This is a genomic window from Ferrimonas pelagia (assembly GCF_039543565.1).
GTDB classification, from domain to species: Bacteria; Pseudomonadota; Gammaproteobacteria; order Enterobacterales; family Shewanellaceae; genus Ferrimonas; species Ferrimonas pelagia.
Genome location: NZ_BAABJZ010000099.1, coordinates 80,804 through 99,031, shown reverse-complemented (window position 1 = coordinate 99,031; position 18,228 = coordinate 80,804). Strand labels below are relative to the sequence as shown.

The window sequence follows — 18,228 nt, the reverse complement described above, 5'->3', positions numbered from 1 at the left end:
TCTTCAATAACGGTGAGGTGTTCAATCAGGGTCATTTGGGGGGGATCTATGATGACGGAGAGCCCGATTAGATCACAGCAGATCGCTGGTATCAACTTCCATTAACAAAGTACGATCCCGCCCTGAGCAAGAGGTTTGGTGAGGCTGGACGCTGGGTCAGGCTACTGGTCGTGACCGTCAGTATCATGTAATACCAATATATGCTGCCATTTCTGTGGTGGACGTCTCCTCGACGCCAGTATTTTTGTGGTGTGTTAGAGCCTCTGGTGCAAGGGATAAAAGTGGAAAAGGAAACCGCGCTTTTTACTGCAAACTGGGTATAACTGTTATTTTTTTACTTTTTGGTGAATGTTCGCCACAGCGCCATTTCCATGATTTGAATCAATAATCACGTCGATAAAATTCGTTTTTATACAGTGGAGGAGCGAGTCACTAGGTGATCTTGTTTTACACCGTGTTTATAGGACGATGATCAAGGGTTGGGGAAGAAGGAATTATTGATGCTGCCGAAATGCTACACCGATATCTGCATCCATGGAAAATGGTTTCATCATGATCACGGCCAGCCCAGCGCGTACATGCTGGGGGGAAATCAGGTGTATAACCTTGGAGCGATACCGACGACGGAAGAGGAGCTGTTGTCTTATTTAGAGCCTATCGCTTTAAATTGCATATAGCTTTTTTGCTTGTTCGGTAAATAACAAATGGCGGGATCATTAGCCCGCCATTTTTATGTCTTGCCGGTGTATCGAATCGATAGCCGCTCAGCGCCTATGTTTGGCCAGGGCTTTTTTTCGGGCTTGCTGCTTTAAGGCGCCGCGTTTGGTCTTTCTGGTTGTCGGTGCTACCTGGGTGAGATCCGGCTCAAACCCAGGATACCATTGCTGGGGTAAGCGGCGATCCAGTAGAGCCTCGAGCTTGATCAGCAGGGGTTCGTCATCCACGCTCAAGAGGGTGATGGCATGGCCCTCATTGCCCGCCCGGCCAGTGCGGCCGATGCGATGAACATAGTCTTCGCCACGAAAAGGCAGTTCCATATTGACCACGTAATTCAGTGCGTCGATATCCAGGCCGCGGGCGGCGACGTCGGTGGCGATCAGCGCGGTTATCTCACCGCGTCGAAATTGGGCTAACACGCTTTCACGGGCGGATTGGGTGAGATCTGCGTGGAATGCTTCGGCGTGGATCCCGGCTTGTTGCATCTGTTTGGCGACCTTGTCAGCATCCTGCCGCTTACGGCTAAATACCACGGTCTGCTGCCAACCTTCCTGTTTGATCAAATGGCACAGCAGCGCGGTTTTTTTATTGGGATCGACGTTGTAGATCCGCTCGTGGATCATAGCGGCTGTGGTATTGCGGGGGGCGATCTCGATCACCTGTGGCGATCGCAACAGACGGCGACCGAAGCGACTCATGCGTTCATCCACGGTCGCCGTAAATAGGAGTGTTTGCCGCTGCGCGGGCAGACGCTTGAGAACGTCGGTGATCTCGTCCTGAAAGCCCATATCCAGCATTCGGTCGGCTTCATCCAGTACTAAGGTTTTGAGCCCGTCAAAAGAGATGGTGCGCTTACGCAGGTGATCCAGCAACCTGCCGGGCGTCGCGATCACAATATCGATCCCGAGGCGCAGTTGCTCGGCTTGTGCTTGTTGGCTGTTGCCACCGGTGAGCGCGATGGTTTTGAGCTCGGTGCCCTGAGCGTATTGTTCGAAGCTGGCATTGACCTGCTGTGCTAACTCTCGGGTTGGGGCCAGCACGAGCACCTGCGGAGACTTGGGCTGCTCATTGTGTTGTAGCCAACGATGAATGAGCGGTAATGCAAAGGCGGCGGTTTTGCCTGTGCCGGTTTGAGCACCGGCCATCACGTCTTTGCCCTCGATGATCCCTGGTATCGCCTGAAGCTGAATGGGGGTGGGTTGCTGGTAGTTGAGTTGGGCTAATCGCTGGATAAGTGCAGCGTGCAAGGGCAAGGCGGCAAAAGACATGGAGACTCCCGGATAACTTAGCGGACAAGTCTATCATGCGTGGTGTGTACTGTTGAGTCATGCCAGAGTGGGGAGTGTACTCTGGCATGACGCGTGCTCATGAGTTTTTGTGATCCGGTCTTAATCGAGGGTTTTCAATTGGCCTTTAGCTTGGGCGATAGAGGCATAGCCTTTGCGCTGCAGCAACTGGCCTAGCTCACGTTCGATTCTATCAAAGCACGACGTCCCTTCCTCTTCGTAACAGGTGGCGATCTGTACCGCGCTGGCACCCGCCAACAGGTATTCGAACGCATCGGTACCGGTTTTTATCCCGCCAACCCCGATCACATCGATCCGCTGCGGCAGGCGTTGACGAAAGGCACGCACATTGGCCAGGCCGATGGGTTTAATGTAATCGCCACACAGGCCACCGAAGCCTCCTTTGGGCCGGATCATAGCGGTTTCCGTTTCGGGATCGATGACGAGGGTATTGCCAACCGAATTGACACAGGTGACAAAGGCAATGGGGTATTGTTGGAGGAGATCGGCCATGGCATCGAAGTGTGCCATATCGAAGTAGGGCGGCAGTTTTAGGCCGATGGGTTTATCGCCGAGGGTGCAGAGTGTGTCGAGTGCTTGGCGGGTTTGGGTCAGATCGTAACCCAGTTGCGGTTTGCCTTCGATGTTCGGGCAGGAGAAGTTGATCTCCAGTAGATCGGCCGAACTGGCCATAAAGGCGGAAACCATGGTGGTGTTATCGGCCAGGCTAAGCCCGGAGATACTGATCACCACAGGTTTTCCTACTTGTTTCAACCTAGGCAGCATCTCCAGATAGGCTTGGTAGCCGAGATTGGGCAGTCCCATTGACTGGATGGCGCCGAGCGGCAGCGCCCGATAGCGCGGCTCGGCATTGCCGGCCCGTGGCGCCAATGTGCAGGACTTGGTCATGACGGCAGCCGAGCGCGAGCGACCGAGCTTAATTAACTCTTGCTCTGTGGTGCAACGCGGGCCGGAGGCGTTGAACAGGTAACTGCTGAGCGTGATGGGGCCAATTTGGCCGCGAAGATCGACGGGGCGTTGGGTAGCATTCATATTCTATTCCGTAGGGTGTGGGGGCCAAACGGAGCGACACCTTAGCGTGGTGAGAGAATGCGTACTTTGAGCTAGCGCCCATCGGCAATGTGGAACATAAGCTTTACTCGACTTGAATCCAGAGTGTGATGCGGCACACGAGCTGGAGATGGATGTTTGCTCGATTTTAAAGAGATTTTCGAACTAAATGCGCTCCTCTCGATGGAGAACCAGGCAAATGGGTTGAGCGTCAATCGAGCTGCAGTCGAAAAAGAGGGAGGTGCGCGCGGGTTGGCTGGTGTGAAGCGAAGGTGTTCTGCTTGCTCAGGTGTAGGATTTTTGCCAATCTTTCATTAGCATAAATGGAGTGGCTACATAGATGTAACATGAGGCGCAAGTGAGAGAGACGGATATCTCAGGGCAACAGATCGAGAGCGCTTCGCGATATTATCGTATCGGTTCGTTCTTGCTGGATGTATCGAAGCAAACCCTATATCAGCATGAGGCAGAGGTGGCCATTGAACCCAAAGTGTTCGATGTCTTGCGCTATCTGTGTCTGCAGCATGAGCGTTATGTTTCGCTGCAGGAGCTCCACGATGAAGTCTGGCAAGGGCGGGTGGTCAGTGACGCTGCGGTTCGGCGAGCGATCAGTAAGCTGCGGGCGCTGTTGGGGGATGACCCAAAAGATCCGACCCTGATCAAATCGGTATCCAAACGCGGCTATCGCATAACTTGTGACCGGGTCGATGTGCCTGAGCAGTACCGTGACGCCGAAACGCCGGACACGGTCTCTGCGAATGCAAAGCTAGCGATGGCGGGAGATGGGCGAGTGAGTTCGCCTTGGGCGCGTTGGTCGATCGCCTCCGGCATGGTGTTGCTCGTGGTGGTGGCAATGACTTTTGGTCTGTTGCGCCAATACCGGATGTCGCCCGACACGTTATTGAGCCATGAGCTGGTATTTGCCGATTCCGAGTTGCTGTCGGATATGCCGGGTGAGAAGAGTGCGATTGCGGTCAGCCATGACGGCAGCATGCTTGCGTTCACCGCCGAGATGGATCAGTTTCTTGGAGCTCAACTGTTCTTAATGCAGCTTGATAGCCGCAGAGTGCTCCAATTGTCTGAGTCCGCGGGAAATGTATTGGATCTGGCGTTTTCAGCCGACGATCAGTTCATCTACTACAGCGTGAACGCCACCAATGGCAGTTCCGGCGGACAGCTGAACCGGGTGGCAACCAGTATGGATGGGAAACCCGAGTTGCTGTTAGAGGGTTGGTTTGCTTTGGGCAAGATGGACTTGCTGCCGCAAGGACGGGGGATTGTTTTTGTTGCTATTCGGGAGAAAAACTCGCCTATCCGCCTTTATGAGTACGATGCAATAACCGGAAATGTGAATAGTTTCTATGGCCGGTCTGACCGACACACCTCAGATATATTGGCCAAGCTGTCGCCAGCACAAGATAAGTATGCGGTGCTGTCTCGTTCGGGTTTTAACAACGTGTGGAGCCTGAATGTGATTGAGGCAGCCTCTAAAAGTTTGCTTTCCCAAGCTATTTTAGAGTCACCGGTCTACTCGATGGAGTGGGTGTCCGACACAGAGTTGTTGGTTTTGGATCGACAGGCGATCTATCGAGTGGATATTGACTCCGGCTCAATAAATCATTTGTTTAAGAAAGCGTTTCATTGGGTGACGGATTTCTATGTGGAGAGGGGGGAGGATCTCTATTATCTGCGACAACAGGGGAATGATTTTTCTTTCTTTGAAGTTTCGACGCTTGAAGCTAACACCGGCCGGTTTGTCGATACCCCGGAAGGTGAGGTGTGGCAGGTACTTTATGGCGGCACCAATAATGCCTATTGGTGCCTGCGATTGAGCGGGTCGACGTACGAGTTGTCGGCATACGATTATGATACTGAGCAGGTTTACCTGAAAGTGAACCGCAAAATTGAGTTGCTCAGCGGCTCGCCGGAGGGTGAGTCGGTGCTTATGCTGCTTGGCGGGCGCTTGGCGCTGCTATCCAAGTCGAGCAGTCAAGTTGTCTATTTAAGTGATAGCCATGAGCTGGTCGGCCATCACGCCAACTTTATTAATGACGGAAAACAGATCGCCTACGGCGTTAACTCCGATGGGGAGTGGGTCTTGAAGGTGTATGATCTGGCCGAACGCGAGGTGGTCTTCACTCGCGCCGAGGTTAAAGCCGCGCGCAGTTATTTAGAGCGATGGATCCTGTTAAGTGCTGACGATGTTTTTTTTGCGGCAGACTCACTTGACTCTGAATCCCTTAAAAAGCTGTCGATCCAACCGGATGTCTCTGAAATTAATACCCGCTGGTTTATTTGGGGGAATCGACTGTTCTGGAGTGAGTATGATATCTCCGGTGCGAGGGTTTACTCGCATGTGCTGGGCGAGGATGGAGTGCATGAATATACAAAGGAAGGTCAGAGGATCAGCGGCCGCTTCGATGTGTCTGATGATGGTGAGCGCTTGCTGCTGCGTCACTGGAAGATGTCGGACAGTGAGATCCGGCGACTGCGGTTACCCGAGGTAACCAGAGAGTAACCAGAGAGTAACCCTCAGGGTCGCAAAAAAGTTCATTTTGGTTGCTGTTGGTTTATGGGTCGGCTTGTTAATTTGACAGTGTCTTATTAACGAAATGGAGTCAGCACATGAACATGAAGACAGGGATAACGTTACTTGGCCGTCAGGCTCTGATGACACTGTGGATCGCCGGAGTCGGTTGTGGCGTCGCTGTGGCTGGCGAGGGCATGAAGCCAGCGTTACAGCTTGATGGTAGCGACACGACGCAGGAGCGGCCCAAGCCCTCGCCAATGTCGGGAGGTGGCAGCTGCCATATCGATAACGAGCGTTGTGATAGGAGTTAACCATGAAGCACCTCGAATCCCTGATCCGACAGGCCGAGGCGGTGTCCACACTCGAACAGTTGCAGGCTTGGTTTGCTCTGTCTGAGGTGCAAGCATCACATTGCCTCGGCATGGCGGTCGCGACGGCGCAAAGCCCGACGGTATTCGATGTTCAACAGGTTGCTGCAACAGGGATCGTGGCAGAGGCGCATCGTGCGCCTCTTATCGCATGTTTAATGTCGGAGTCGAAGCCACGATTATGGCGGGAGCTTACTCAGGAGCCGGCAGCAGAGCGCTGTGTGGTGGTCCCGAGAAAAGGCGGAGAGGGCGAGTCCGTTGCGGTGTTTATCCGGCTCCCATTGATCCCGGTTTGTCAGGAGCTCATCTGGGCCGAAAAGCTGGGTTGGTTCTGGGGGATCATTCTGCCCTATCTGCTGCAGGCCTATCGTCGCGCTTTGCCTGCCAAGCCGATGCCGCTGATCAGCCCGCGCGAGAAGGAGTGCCTACGCTGGGCCTCTGAGGGCAAGACTTCCTGGGAGATCAGCCAGATCTTGCAGATCTCCGAGCGAACGGTGAACTTTCATTTGAGTAACTGCATGGAGAAGACCGGCAGTGTCAATCGGCAGCAGGCCATCGCTAAGTGTCTGATCCGGGGACAGTTGGCTGATTGGGTGTGATGCTGGTTACGAAAAGGTCACATTTTTTTGTGAGGTTGAATCGCAGCGAACACCTCGAGAATGGAGAGGCTTGACGATGAAGCGCAGCAGGCATGGTGAGATGAATTGTTTGGAGCAGGCCGTGGCGATCGGGACGGTGGAGGCTGAAGCTCTTAGTGCGTTGGAGCGGTTTGTTTGTCCTGTTTGGGCGCTTGAGCAGGATCTCGATGGGGCAACGGAGACCGAGTCGGGAGTGCTGCTGGTAAATGCGCAGTCGTGGAAGGACATCGCGTAATGAACCTGTGGTTGGCTGCTGGTACCGGTGCCTTGTTCGTTATGAGTGGGTTGCTGTATCTGGGACCGGAAGCCGAAGGAGAGTTAGGGCCACTTTATTTAAGTGGCGACAGTTTTGAACCGATAAATTTACATCGTTCGAGTCTTGGTTGCCCTTGGTTTCATCGGGTGAGCAAGCGCAGCAAAGCGATTTATTGATCCGCTCCAATCTGTCGGGATCGATTTTACGGGCGCCAACATCGGGCGTGATCTATTGGCGGGATCCCCGTGGGCTGATCAGGCATGGAGAGCCGGTCGGACTTATTTTCCCTCAGGATCAGCAAGAGATATTATTTGAGGGTGGACGTCATTTAGAGCGTTATCTTGAACTTGGTCAGGCGGTTACACTTAAGGTTTCCGGCAAAGATGTGTCCGGTTATTTTAATATGGTGTTGATCGGCCATTCACACTCTGAGTCTGTTAAATTTGGCATTAAGATGCCGGACGGGGAGGATCTCTCGCAATTCTATGGTGTGCCCGTTTGGATCTCACCGCGGGTTTTATAGTCGGGTGAAAAGGTACCTGGCATCTCCATGCAATAACGCATTATTCACTCCCATCACTCTCACAATGGACGGCTGGGTGCTGCCCGTTGAGCCAAGATCGCATCACTTTATGGTGTGCGTCGCTAATGCGCAGGATCTGACCGTTATTCCTTGGAACTTGCGCTTTACCGTTGGCATTTTAACGCGATTCTAACGTCCCATTACCGCTGACTGCCTCGTTGCCCGCTTGACTTATCATCGTCCATTTTGGTCATGCGTGATCTGTCGCCGCCATGTCATGCTGATGCCAGTTGGTGAAGGCTCAATTCAAACGAACAAAGATAAGTGAGGACGACATGACGTGGTATACCGGTGATCAGTTTTACGATACGGCTTTGATCGGGGGCTTTGTGTTTGCAGGCCTGATCATGCTGGCTTCACTGTTTGGTCAGTCTGCGTATGGCCGCTTTGGTGGCCGAGCTCCGGGCGTTAGTTTTCCACCGCGTTTGGGCTGGATGTTGATGGAGTTGCCAGCGCCTTTGGTGTTCGCCATCGTGTATCTGCAAGGGGACAACCGTGGTGAACTGGTCCCTATGCTGCTGTGCGGTCTGTGGATGTTCCACTACGCTAACCGGGGTTTTATCAATCCGCTGCTGATGCGGGTGTTCCCCGGCTCGAAAGCCTCGTTTAACATCTCTGTGGTGGTATTTGGCTGGATAGCGACCGGATTGCACGGCTACTTCAGTGCCGCCTTTATCTCGCAGCTCAGCCCTCAGTTCACCGACGCCTGGTTGAGCGATCCGCGCTTTATCATCGGCTTAGGTGTTTACGCCATCGGATTCACCCTCAATGTGCATTCCGATGCAGTGGTACGTAATCTGCGGCCAAAAGTGCCACAGCCGAATGCGCCACGCTACACCATTCCCCATGGTGGTGGATTCCGCTTTGTCTCCAGCCCAAGTTATCTCGGCGAGATGCTGTCCTGGCTCGGCTTTGCCATCCTAACCTGGTCACTGGCTGGCGTGTTTATCCTGCTGGTGACCATGGCCAACTTGGTCCCTCGTGCGCTGGCTACTCATGGTTGGTACAAGAAGAAGTTCGAGGATTACCCGAGTGACCGCAAGGCGTTGATCCCATACGTACTGTAAGGGCGGCGACAGAGTTCGCGACAAAGCGGCCGGACAGGCCGCTTTTTGGGGTTGTGACTGAGTTAACCGTTGGTCGAGTTTTTCGTTTTCTATCTCAGCCGATTGCATTGAATTTAAATCCGAAGTCGCGTTGGCGACGGCAATCCATCTTTGTGAAACCATGGGGGGCGCGCCCCTTTGCGCACCCCTACCGCTTCGTTTCGCTGTGCCCTCGCTGATGGTGCGCTCCAACTCAAACTCCAACTCCAAGTTCAGCAAGTTGGCTGAAAGTTGGCTGAAAGTTGCCCCGGCTCTGGATGGGAATGGGCAAAAGCAAAAGCGGTCAGCCGCTTTCACAAACGGCTGCGCTGCGCTCTAGGTCTGTCTCCACACACCAACGCTCGGCGCTGCACTCGGCGGCTTAAAAACGCGTTAACCTCGAACTTCATCTTAGAGCTTCAACCGTGAGTTAAGACACGGCCTTTTTTGTGTCCCATTTTTTTGCGTTGGGCATTGCAAGCCCTTTTCTTTATCATACGTAACAGCCAGTTAACTTAGGGGCAGTAAAATGACGTCGGTCCAGGCGGCAAAGCACTCAAATGAGCCGAAACGGGCCGAGCTGTTCTATCAGATCGGCCCGTTTCGGCTTGATCTGGCGCAAGAGCGGTGTTTCCGCGACGGCGAGGAGGCGTCGGTCGAGCCCAAAGTTCTGGAGCTGATGGGGTATCTGTGCCGATGTGGCGATCGATACGTGCCTGTCGCGGAGTTGCATGAGCAGGTCTGGGCCGGTCGGGTGGTGAGTGATGCGGCGGTGCGGCGCACCATCAGCAAGCTCAGAGCCTTTTTAGAAGACGACGCTGCACAGCCTCAATACCTGCACTCCCAGCCGCGTCGGGGCTACAAACTGCATAGCCAGCCATGCCCCCGCCCCTTTATTCCCCGCTCTCAACCTTCCGTCGCCGCGTTCGAGGTCGGTGGCAGTGTGGGCCCGCTTATGCGGTTTCGGACGCTCCGGTCGGCGCAGGCATTGGCAGTGGTCTTGGGGTTGGTGGTATTCGTTGCGCTGCTATTGGCGCTAGGGTTTGGCTTTGTGCCCGCCGAGTCGGGCGTCGCTTCCAACCCCGCTCAGCAAGCGCAGCTTGTTGTTGAGAAGATGGGGGCAGCTGGAACACCGGCTATCAGCCCAGACGGACAGTGGTTGGCCTACACCAGTGAAACCGATGCGGTGCGCGGCAAGCAGCTGTTTGTGATGGAGCTCGCCACAGGCAGAAGTCGTCAGCTCACCCTGGATGCGGGCACCGTCTTATCCACTGTGTTTTCTCGGGACGGTCAGACGCTCTACTACGCCGCGCATCGCCAAAACGGCGCCCAGCTGATGGCGCTGCCTTTGTCGTCGGGGGCGACGCCTGTGATGCTGGCGGACGATTTCCATTTGATTGGCCAAATGGAGCGGGATAACAGCGGAGAGGGGTTGGTCTTTGCCCAGATGCGTACGTCTGAACAGACACCACGATTGGTTCGTTTTGACTTAGCGTCGCAGCAGTTCTCTGAGTTCTATTCTCATATCGAGCCGTTCTTGCCGACGCAATTGGCGCGTTTTTCGCCGGATGGCCGACAGCTCGCCATTGTCTCTGTGGTGGAGGAGCGCAGCAGTCAGATCAGCATCATCGATCTGCACGAGCAACGGCTGGTGCGCCGCTTAGCCCACCCCTATCGGGTGCATCAGTTGCGTTGGCTGTCGGAGCAGGCACTGGTGATGTTGGATAAGGCGCAAACTTGGCAGATCACTTTAGGCGAGCGTCGGGAGCAGTGGGAGCCGGTAGCGGCTAGCGATGCTTGGTCTGACTTGGTGGTGCTGAGTGATGGCAGAGTGATGGGCGTTAGGAACGAGATCCCTGCTCAGATCTTTTTTGAACGCTCGGTGCCGCGCACGTCGGAACCTCGCCTGGTGTTGCAGGTGCAAGGGATAGTGGATGGCGCGTTTGTCAGGCCCGGTCATTGGCTCTATACCGTGCAAACGGAGTCGGGCTATGAGCTGCGCTCCCGTTTGGCCGATACCGAGCACACCCACCTGCGGTTTTCTGAGTCGGTTGAGCTGGTTGATGTGGCGGGACTGAGTGAGCTGGCGCTGCTTCGGGTGGGCCAGCGGCTGGCGCTGGTGGATTTGGCCCAAAACCAACTAACGTATTTGACGGCGCAAGGGCAGGCACTGGCCAATGCCCCCGGCTTTATCTGGGGCGAGCGTCAGGTTGCGTTTGCGGTGTTTGAGCAGGGCCAGTGGCACCTGTCGCTGTGGGACATCGCGCAGCAGCGGGTAGTGGCGTACCTGCCCGGGCTGCAGGGGGCGCGTTCGCTCGGCAGTCGATTAGTGGTAATGGATGAGGCGGGGCAACTGGCCTACCTGGCGCCAAACGATGATCCGGCGATGTTGCCGCTGCCCCAACTGCAGCATCTATACACCAGCCTGCGTTGGTTTAGCCGGGCCGATTGCCTGTTCTGGAACGTTCACGAACTGGATAGCTACCGCATCGTGACCATGTGTCCCGGCGACGATCAGGGCCAGCGCGAGCTGGCCAGCGGCAGCCAAAAGCGCTTCGCCTCACGCTTTGATGTCTCCGATAATGGGCATGAACTGCTGCTGCGTCACGCCGCCATGGCAAAAAGCCAGTTTGTCGAGATCCAGCTGTAGCAAGGCTTTACGGCTGGTTACGCAATAGTCACGCAAGAACCCACCGCGGTTATATCGTTCGCATTGGCCACGGTTTAGATTGAGGCTCTGCGGCGCATTTCTGTGCGCGGCGAACGGGCGGTTTGGGGTGCGAAAGCCAGGAAATTAGCTGAAAGGAAGCAGGATGTTGGATCGAACAGGAAGACGCGTCTACCTCAGCTTGGGTGTGGTGTCTTTGGTGATGTTATTGGCGGGCTGGCGTATGGGCTATTCCGATCCCATGGAAAGCGTGCTGTGGGAAGGGCTTCGCGTCGAGACCGTGCAAGTGGGCGAGTTCAGCTTGCAGGTGGAGGGCTATGGCACGCTGCAGTCGGCAAATCGTCGGATGATCACGGCGATCAGCGCGGCGGTGGTGGATGAGATCCGCCTCAAAGCCGGGGCCAAGGTGACGCCGGATTCGGTGATCATGACCCTCAATAATCCCCAGCTCGAAGGCGACTTGCGTCAGGCGCTGGCGGATCTGAACAGCGCCAAAACCCAGAAACGTCAGCTGCGGCTGACCCAGCAGCGCGAGCTGCTTAACAACGAGTCGGCGCTTGCGGAGATGGAGGCCGAGGCGGAGATCGCTCAGTTGCAAACCGAAGCCGAGCAATCTCTGGTCGAGTCCGGGGTGATCGCCGCTATCCACGCCCGCCGCAATCAGCTCCAAGCGCGGCAGTTGGCCAAGCGGGTTGAGCTGGAGCGCTCCAAGCGGGACAAGCTGATGGAGGTGCACACCGAGTCACTCTCCATTCAAGATGATTTGATCGCCCAGGCGCAGGATGAGTTTGAGCAGGTCAAACTGCAAGTAGAGCAGCTGGCGGTGAAGGCCGGGATCGAAGGGGTGATCCAGCAACTGCCGGTCAAGCTGGGGCAAAGCGTGACACCGGGGACTCAGCTGGCGATGGTGGGCAGTTTGTCGCCGCTGGTGGCGGAGATCAAAGTGCCGCAACTGCAGGCGCATCTGGTGAGCACCGGCATGAACGTCGCCATTGCCTCCCTAGGGAAACAGGGGGAAGGGCAGGTGGCCCGGATCGATCCTGTGATCACCGACGGGGCGATGCAGGTGGATGTGCTGCTTGGTGAACACGGCGGCGACTTTAAGCCGATGCAGATGGTCGATGCCGCCATCGAAGCCAGCTTGGATAAAAACGTCATGTACGTGCGCACGCCCACCGGTGTGAAGCCGGACTCGGTGCATGCGCTGTTTAAGCTGAGCGGCCAGGATCGGGCTATCCGCACGCCCATCACCTTCGGCAAAAGCTCCGGGGATCAGATCCAGATCCTCTCAGGCGTCGCCCCGGGCGAACGGCTGATCACCTCCCGTCTCGATGTCGACGCCGATATCGAGCAGATCAAATTAAAGCGATAGGACGTCGAAACATGCGTAAGGAAGTGTTGAAAGTTGATCGGATCACCCGCTCGTTCGGCCAGGGCGATCAAAAAGCGACGGTGCTTAACGGCGTCTCTTTTACTGTTGGTGAGGGCGAGTTTGTCGCCATCAGCGGTCCCTCCGGCTGCGGCAAATCCACCTTGCTGAGCATCATGGGTCTGCTGGACAGCCCGGATGGCGGTGAGTATTGGATCGATGGCCTCGCCATTAGCGAGCTGAACGCACAGGCTCGTGCGGCGATGCGCGGTAGTCGCATCGGCTTCGTGTTTCAGTCGTTTAATCTGATCGATGAGATCTCGGTGCTGGATAATGTGGCGCTGCCGCTCAAGTACATGGGCCAAAGCGCCGCTGGGCGCCAGCGGCGGGCATTGGAATGTTTAAAGAGCGTCGGTATGGACGACAAGGCGGCGTTGCTGCCGAGTCAACTCTCCGGCGGTCAGCAGCAACGGGTCTCCATTGCCCGGGCGCTGGCGGGGGAATCCGGAATATTGCTGGTGGATGAGCCTACCGGCAACCTGGACTCGAAAAACGGCGATGCGGTGATGGCGCTGCTTCAGCAGTTGAACCAGCAGGGCACCACCATCGTGCTGGTGACCCACGATCCCCGCTATGCGGATATGGCGGATCGCACCATAGGTTTGATGGACGGGGTGGTGGTGGATGCGCGCCAGGGCCATGACGCTGGGGTGGCCCAGGCATGCTAAATCCATTCTTGCACGGCTTTGTTCGTGCCAAGCAATACTACCTCACGGTCACCTTTACCCTGGCCTTGACGCTGTCGATGATGATCAGCGTATTCGCCTTGGTGGATCTGGTGTTCTTCCAGCCCTTGCCCTATCCGGCGCCGCAGCAGTTGCATCAACTGCGCACCCAAGTGGTGGTGCCCAATGGCGGTTTCGATGGCGGTAACCCACAGTTTATCGATTATTTCCAAAGTACATTCGATCCCTCAATGCAGTTGGCGGCCTATCACAGCTGGAGTGAGTACAAGTTGACGGATCGGTTGCAGCGGCCGTCGGTGCCGGTGCGACTGGCCACCGGTAATTTGTTTTCGGTGTTAGCGGTGCAGCCGCATTTGGGCCGCTTGTTTGATGAGCGCGAGCAAACCGGCAATCAGCAGCCATCGGTGCTGCTGGGGTATCGCGCATGGCAAACTCATTTCGATGGTGCTGCCGATGTGGTCGGACAAAAGGTTCAACTCAATAAGAGACGTTTTAATGTCGTCGGGGTGTTGCCGGACAACTTGGTACTGCCGGATCTGGATAATATCAATGATGTTCTGTGGTTGCCGATGGACATGGACGAATCGCTGCAGATCAAAGGCTCGCAAGCGCTCATGGGTGGCTACAAGCTGATCATGCGGGCCAGCAATGGAGCCCTTCCAGCCGAGTTTGAGCAAGAGTTCGAGCGGCTCACTCAGGAAGCCGGTCAGCTGTATATGCCAGGTACGCTGAAGTCCTTTGATATTGCCAGCAAACTGACGTCGGTTGAGCAGGCTTTGCGCGGCGACAGTGGCGCGCTGGTGTTGATGCTGTTGGCCGGGGTGAGTGCCTTGCTGGTCATCGCCTTGATCAATCTGTCTGGCATGCAGATGGCCCGAGCCATTGGTCGCAGTAAAGCCGTGGCCGTGAGCTTTGCCTTTGGTGCGTCATCGAGGCAGATCATGCTCGATGCGTTTAAGCACAACCTCTTGGTGGTGGGGTTGGCTGTATTGTTGGGATTGGGGCTGGCGATGCTCAGTGTGGGGCAGATCCGCATTCTGGCAGCAGATTCGATTGCGCGTCTCGATACCTTAAGTTTGAGCCTGAGCACGGTGCTGTTTTGCGTGTTGTTGGCGGGCCTTATCGCTTGGCTGTTCTCCTACATTGAGCTTAAGGCGGTGAAGGAAGATCAGTTGATGGCCAGTTTGCAGGCCAGCGGTAAGGGCGTGGGTAAGCAGATCAGCGCCGGTGTCAGCCATCTGCTGATGGCGCTGCAGATCGGCCTCTCATTCGTGGTGCTGGCGGTGACCTGTCATGTGGTGCTACTGACGCTGGGGGAAGCGCTGAAGGAAACGGGCGTGACCACGGAAAACCGTTGGAGCCTGACGTTGGATTATCGCAATATCGAACGCGGTGAAGCCCGGCTCAATCTGCACCGCAGCGTGGTACGTACGCTGGAGCAGTTACCGGCGGTAAGTACGGTCAGCCACGCCAATGTCACCCGGCCAGCCGAGACGGTGAACATCAATATGGTGGAGGATGAGCAGGGGCGCACGCTGGCCAATGCGCAAGGGATCACCCTGGCCCCCGGTTATTTCGAGCTGATGGGCATGCCCGTTAATGGGGCGGGCTTCCAAAACGGCGATGAGCTGCTTGAAGCCTATCCTGTGATGGTGAATCAACGCTTGGCTCAGAGCATGAATGCGGATCCGAGTCAGGTGATCGGCAGTAAAATCAAACTGGGGGATGAACTGCTGCACCCGGTGATCGGGATCGTCAACAATGTATCCGTGCCAGGCAGTCCGGGCAAAGAGGTGCCTGAGCACTACCGTGCCACCGGTTATGGTGGAGACTACCGTCATACCTATGTGTTTGTCGGCAGCGAAAGCTTGGATGCGGCGCAACTTGCGGTGCGGTTAGCGTCAAGGTTACAAGCACTGGATCCCCGTTTGGACATTGCGGACTTCCGCTCGGCTCAGGCGCTGTTTGATCAGTACCGTCAACGTCACCTGTCGGCGGCGGGGGTGGCCATTGCGCTGGCGCTGGTGGCGCTGCTGATGGTGGTGGCGGGGGTCAGTGGTATCGTCAGCTACATGCTGCGTTCGCGTCGTTACAGTCTGGGGGTGAAGCTGGCGATGGGGGCCGGTACCTCGGTGCTGTTCAAAGAGAGCTTCAAGGAGCTGCTGGCACCGGTGCTGATGGCACTGTGGATGGCGTTTTGTTTGCTGTTTATGCTCAGCGGCTACGCTTTGTCGCAGCCGGCTATAGAGCTGGTGGCGAACTGGTCTTTGATCGGAACACTGCTGCTGGCGTTTCTCGCCTTGGTGTTGCTGGTGGCTTACTTCCCCATTCGTCAGGTGCTGGCGGGGGATCCGCTGCAAGCACTGCGTAACGATTAACGAAGGCAGAGTGTGCAACGAAACGGCGGTGGTTGTGAGAGCACACTGCCGTTTTTTATCGGACCATCGGATCGTGTCACACTCCCCTGTGATGGGAGCGAGCCTAAACCGGCTGAAACCCTCGTATTCGGCCAATTGATAAAGCGGCGTCTCGATAAGGTCCAGGGCGTAGATCAGAATGAACGCTACGGGTTAGCGCTCTGCTCTATGCCGGCTGAACGTTCGTGCTGCTATAGCCATTAATGGACTATGGCATCGCGGATCATGGCGCTGAGAATGAGTCCTTGGCCGTGCCGGTGGCTATTCAGTGGCCTGTCGCAGGGTCGGAGCACTGAGAGACGTTGATTGGATTGCGGGCGATTGCTAGAAACGGGGTAAACGATGAGATCTCGGCAAGTTGGCCTTTCGCCTCGAATATGGGCGCTGGCGCATTGGCCATGAAAAGTTGCCCCGGGTGAGGGAGCTGAACAGCAGAGTGGTTTAAGTGCAGGGGCTGGAAAATCGCGTTCTCCAGCGACCCGCTTACGCTTAAATGTCTTCTCTTGGACGAATTTTAGCTTCGACGGCGGTACCTCGTACGTTGATCCTCAATAAATTATTGGAGCCTTTACACCGCTTGGCTAACGGCAAGAACTGCAATTTAAGATCAGCGTTATCTTTTAAGTACTCCATAGCACTTATCGATATTTCGTATTCACCACAGTCTTCATTGGAGCATGTGTAATGACGTGAATTTTCATTGTCAGTCTGAATGTAATTGGAACTCGAATTACACAGGTAACAACTTTTAGCGGATTTCATGCTACTCAAGAAATGTCCTTTAGGTACAACAGCTTATTATATTGTAATGATCCCACTTTTCCGTGAGTATCAATCCGTCTATCTTGCACACTCGCTTTACTGGTGTTCAGGTTACCTGATTGATAAAACGACCACAAATCGGCATTGGGCGCGGACAATCGGTTGCTGCGCCAAAAGCGCTTCGGAGGTGTTGCTTGGCGGGAACAGAGCGCACGTAGAGCAGCGCAAGCTCACGGCAAGTTGGAGTCACACACAATGCCCCTGAATGCGACAGCGCCGCACTTGATCCACTCTGGCTGAAGTCGCTCTCTGGGCTTGCAACCCTCTCGCGATACTGGTGTTGCGCCTTGCAGGCCCAGCCATACCCGCCTTGTTTACGCTTGAGCTCCATTTGGGGGCGGCGCCTCGGCAAACGGACTACAGAATTTGAAACGACGCGGGGACGCCTTTGATCTCACCCGGTTTAATCCTTTCGGATCACGGTTTCCAAACCATCCCTTCGCTGCCCGGCCGGGCCAGCACAAAGCCAAATTTACCGTACAGGGCTGGCACGTCCGTCATTGATGAGACGTAGGCGTCCGGCGGCGCGGCGTTTTCTAGATAGGCCATCTGGTGTTCCATCACGACTCGGCCGAGGCCTTTGCTTTGGTGGGCGGGGGCCACCGCGATATCGACCAGTTCGTAGTTAAGACCGCCATCGCCAACGATGCGGCCCATCCCCACGGTTTCACCGCCGCAGCAGATCTGCACGCCACACAAGCCGTTAGGTATTGCGCGTTGCGCCGCGTGTCGAGGACGGGGTGATCATGCCGAAATGGCGCGCAGGTGCAATGCGTATTCAACCGAAGTCACAGCAGTCAGTTGCCAGGTTCCTGATCCCCAGTGGGCGGTCTGTGTTGTCACGGGCGAATGGGCCATTCACTGGATCTGCGGACAGGGTGAAAGCGTCGCTTAACCCCTTAGGATCTCAGCTTGTTTTTGCCGGCTATGGGCGATGAGTGGGTGTCGAATGATCATCAAGGATGAGCGAACCTTCTTATTTGTTTAAAATTTTTTGAAATGGGTCACGTTTTGGTATGGTGAGATTGTTGACTGGCTGATGTTGGGGGTTGGGATGCAGTTATCGACTATCAATAAAAATGTGTACCGCAACCGGGTAAACCAGATCCTCGGCGGTTTTGTCGTCAGTGTGTTGGCGCTGAGTCTCATTTTTTCCGAAGTCTTGGACGCGCGCTTTGGTGTTGCAGGTGGGATCGATTCAGAGTGGTTGGCGTTTACGGCCTTTGTGATGGCATTTGGGCTGTGCGCGGCGGTTTTACACGGTGGGCGCAAGCATTCGTTACTGCAGGAAGTGGTTTACGTCTGTCGGCTAAAATGGCTGCTGTGGCAGATAGGGCAAAGGTTGTCGACGTTAAAGTTGGCGGCAGGAAACGGCGACGGTCGTGCTGTTGAGATCTTGTTGTTTTACTTTCGGGGTCGCATGTTGGTGTATTCCTTGGATAACGCGGGTGGCTCGCTGGCCACATTGGAGCTGGAGTTGATCGCTTTGCAGGTCGTTGCGGAGGATAAAGGGATCGTTCCTGCTCTGCGACCGGTTTCCGCTTCGGGTTTGAAGCCCTACTGGAGTTGATCGCGAAGTTGGTTGAGCGGGCCGGTCGCTCTTTCCCCTCTCTCATTGACGAAAAAGGACAGATATCGCTGTCCTTTTTCTGTTTGGGATCAAACCGTTTCG

The 18,228-nt window shown here is 55.5% G+C and carries 15 protein-coding genes; 12 read left to right on the top strand and 3 right to left on the bottom strand.

All coding sequences use genetic code 11. The features are described 5' to 3' along the window. Positions 1-764: 764 nt before the first annotated feature. Together ABEA08_RS17745 and ABEA08_RS17740 are read right to left on the bottom strand one after the other, a co-directional pair. On the bottom strand, positions 765-1,985 hold the full coding sequence (locus tag ABEA08_RS17745) for a DEAD/DEAH box helicase (protein ID WP_345336718.1): 1,221 nt from the start codon (positions 1,983-1,985) through the stop codon (positions 765-767). Positions 1,986-2,105: 120 nt separating this feature from the next. Further along, a complete protein-coding gene (locus ABEA08_RS17740) occupies positions 2,106-3,056 on the bottom strand; it encodes a dihydroorotate oxidase (protein ID WP_345336717.1) in 951 nt (316 codons plus the stop codon). 490 nt (positions 3,057-3,546) lie between these two features. Here ABEA08_RS17740 and ABEA08_RS17735 point away from each other — a divergent pair, with 490 nt between their 5' ends. From ABEA08_RS17735 to ABEA08_RS17685, 11 genes are all read left to right on the top strand, one after another. Then, positions 3,547-5,592 carry a winged helix-turn-helix domain-containing protein gene (locus ABEA08_RS17735; RefSeq protein WP_345336715.1) on the top strand — a complete coding sequence of 682 codons (2,046 nt, stop codon included), beginning with the start codon at positions 3,547-3,549 and terminating at the stop codon, positions 5,590-5,592. 107 nt (positions 5,593-5,699) lie between these two features. Continuing rightward, the gene (locus ABEA08_RS17730; protein WP_345336713.1) at positions 5,700-5,915 is read left to right on the top strand and encodes a hypothetical protein; all 216 of its coding nucleotides are present in this window, start codon (positions 5,700-5,702) and stop codon (positions 5,913-5,915) included. Positions 5,916-5,917: 2 nt separating this feature from the next. Next, positions 5,918-6,571: a helix-turn-helix transcriptional regulator gene (locus ABEA08_RS17725; RefSeq protein WP_345336712.1), complete on the top strand. Its 654-nt coding sequence runs from the start codon at positions 5,918-5,920 to the stop codon at positions 6,569-6,571. A 70-nt stretch (positions 6,572-6,641) separates the two neighbouring features. After that, entirely contained in the window at positions 6,642-6,845 is a 204-nt protein-coding gene (locus ABEA08_RS17720) for a hypothetical protein (protein ID WP_345336711.1), read from the top strand. After that, positions 6,845-7,042: a hypothetical protein gene (locus ABEA08_RS17715; RefSeq protein ID WP_345336710.1), complete on the top strand. Its 198-nt coding sequence runs from the start codon at positions 6,845-6,847 to the stop codon at positions 7,040-7,042. Before ABEA08_RS17720 ends, ABEA08_RS17715 begins: the two co-directional genes overlap by 1 nt. Continuing rightward, positions 7,039-7,389, top strand: coding sequence for an HlyD family secretion protein (locus ABEA08_RS17710; protein ID WP_345336709.1), 351 nt, complete (start codon positions 7,039-7,041; stop codon positions 7,387-7,389). The genes ABEA08_RS17715 and ABEA08_RS17710 overlap by 4 nt, the downstream gene beginning before the upstream one ends. 335 nt (positions 7,390-7,724) lie before the next feature. Then, positions 7,725-8,516 (top strand): phosphatidylethanolamine N-methyltransferase family domain-containing protein, encoded by a 792-nt coding sequence (locus ABEA08_RS17705; protein WP_345336708.1) that lies wholly within the window; start codon positions 7,725-7,727, stop codon positions 8,514-8,516. A gap of 547 nt (positions 8,517-9,063) precedes the next feature. Further along, the gene (locus ABEA08_RS17700) at positions 9,064-11,184 is read left to right on the top strand and encodes a winged helix-turn-helix domain-containing protein (protein ID WP_345336707.1); all 2,121 of its coding nucleotides are present in this window, start codon (positions 9,064-9,066) and stop codon (positions 11,182-11,184) included. 163 nt (positions 11,185-11,347) lie between these two features. After that, positions 11,348-12,574 carry an efflux RND transporter periplasmic adaptor subunit gene (locus tag ABEA08_RS17695; RefSeq protein WP_345336706.1) on the top strand — a complete coding sequence of 409 codons (1,227 nt, stop codon included), beginning with the start codon at positions 11,348-11,350 and terminating at the stop codon, positions 12,572-12,574. Between the two features lie 11 nt (positions 12,575-12,585). Then, positions 12,586-13,299: an ABC transporter ATP-binding protein gene (locus ABEA08_RS17690; RefSeq protein ID WP_345336705.1), complete on the top strand. Its 714-nt coding sequence runs from the start codon at positions 12,586-12,588 to the stop codon at positions 13,297-13,299. After that, positions 13,293-15,695, top strand: coding sequence for an ABC transporter permease (locus ABEA08_RS17685; protein ID WP_345336704.1), 2,403 nt, complete (start codon positions 13,293-13,295; stop codon positions 15,693-15,695). The genes ABEA08_RS17690 and ABEA08_RS17685 overlap by 7 nt, the downstream gene beginning before the upstream one ends. A 1,278-nt stretch (positions 15,696-16,973) precedes the next feature. Here the strand turns inward: ABEA08_RS17685 and ABEA08_RS17680 are convergent. Then, positions 16,974-17,267 carry a GNAT family N-acetyltransferase gene (locus ABEA08_RS17680; protein ID WP_345336723.1) on the bottom strand — a complete coding sequence of 98 codons (294 nt, stop codon included), beginning with the start codon at positions 17,265-17,267 and terminating at the stop codon, positions 16,974-16,976. 343 nt (positions 17,268-17,610) lie between these two features. On the opposite strand from ABEA08_RS17680, the gene ABEA08_RS17675 reads away from it, so the two are divergent. After that, the gene (locus ABEA08_RS17675; protein ID WP_345336703.1) at positions 17,611-18,126 is read left to right on the top strand and encodes a DUF3087 family protein; all 516 of its coding nucleotides are present in this window, start codon (positions 17,611-17,613) and stop codon (positions 18,124-18,126) included. Positions 18,127-18,228 lie beyond the last annotated feature (102 nt).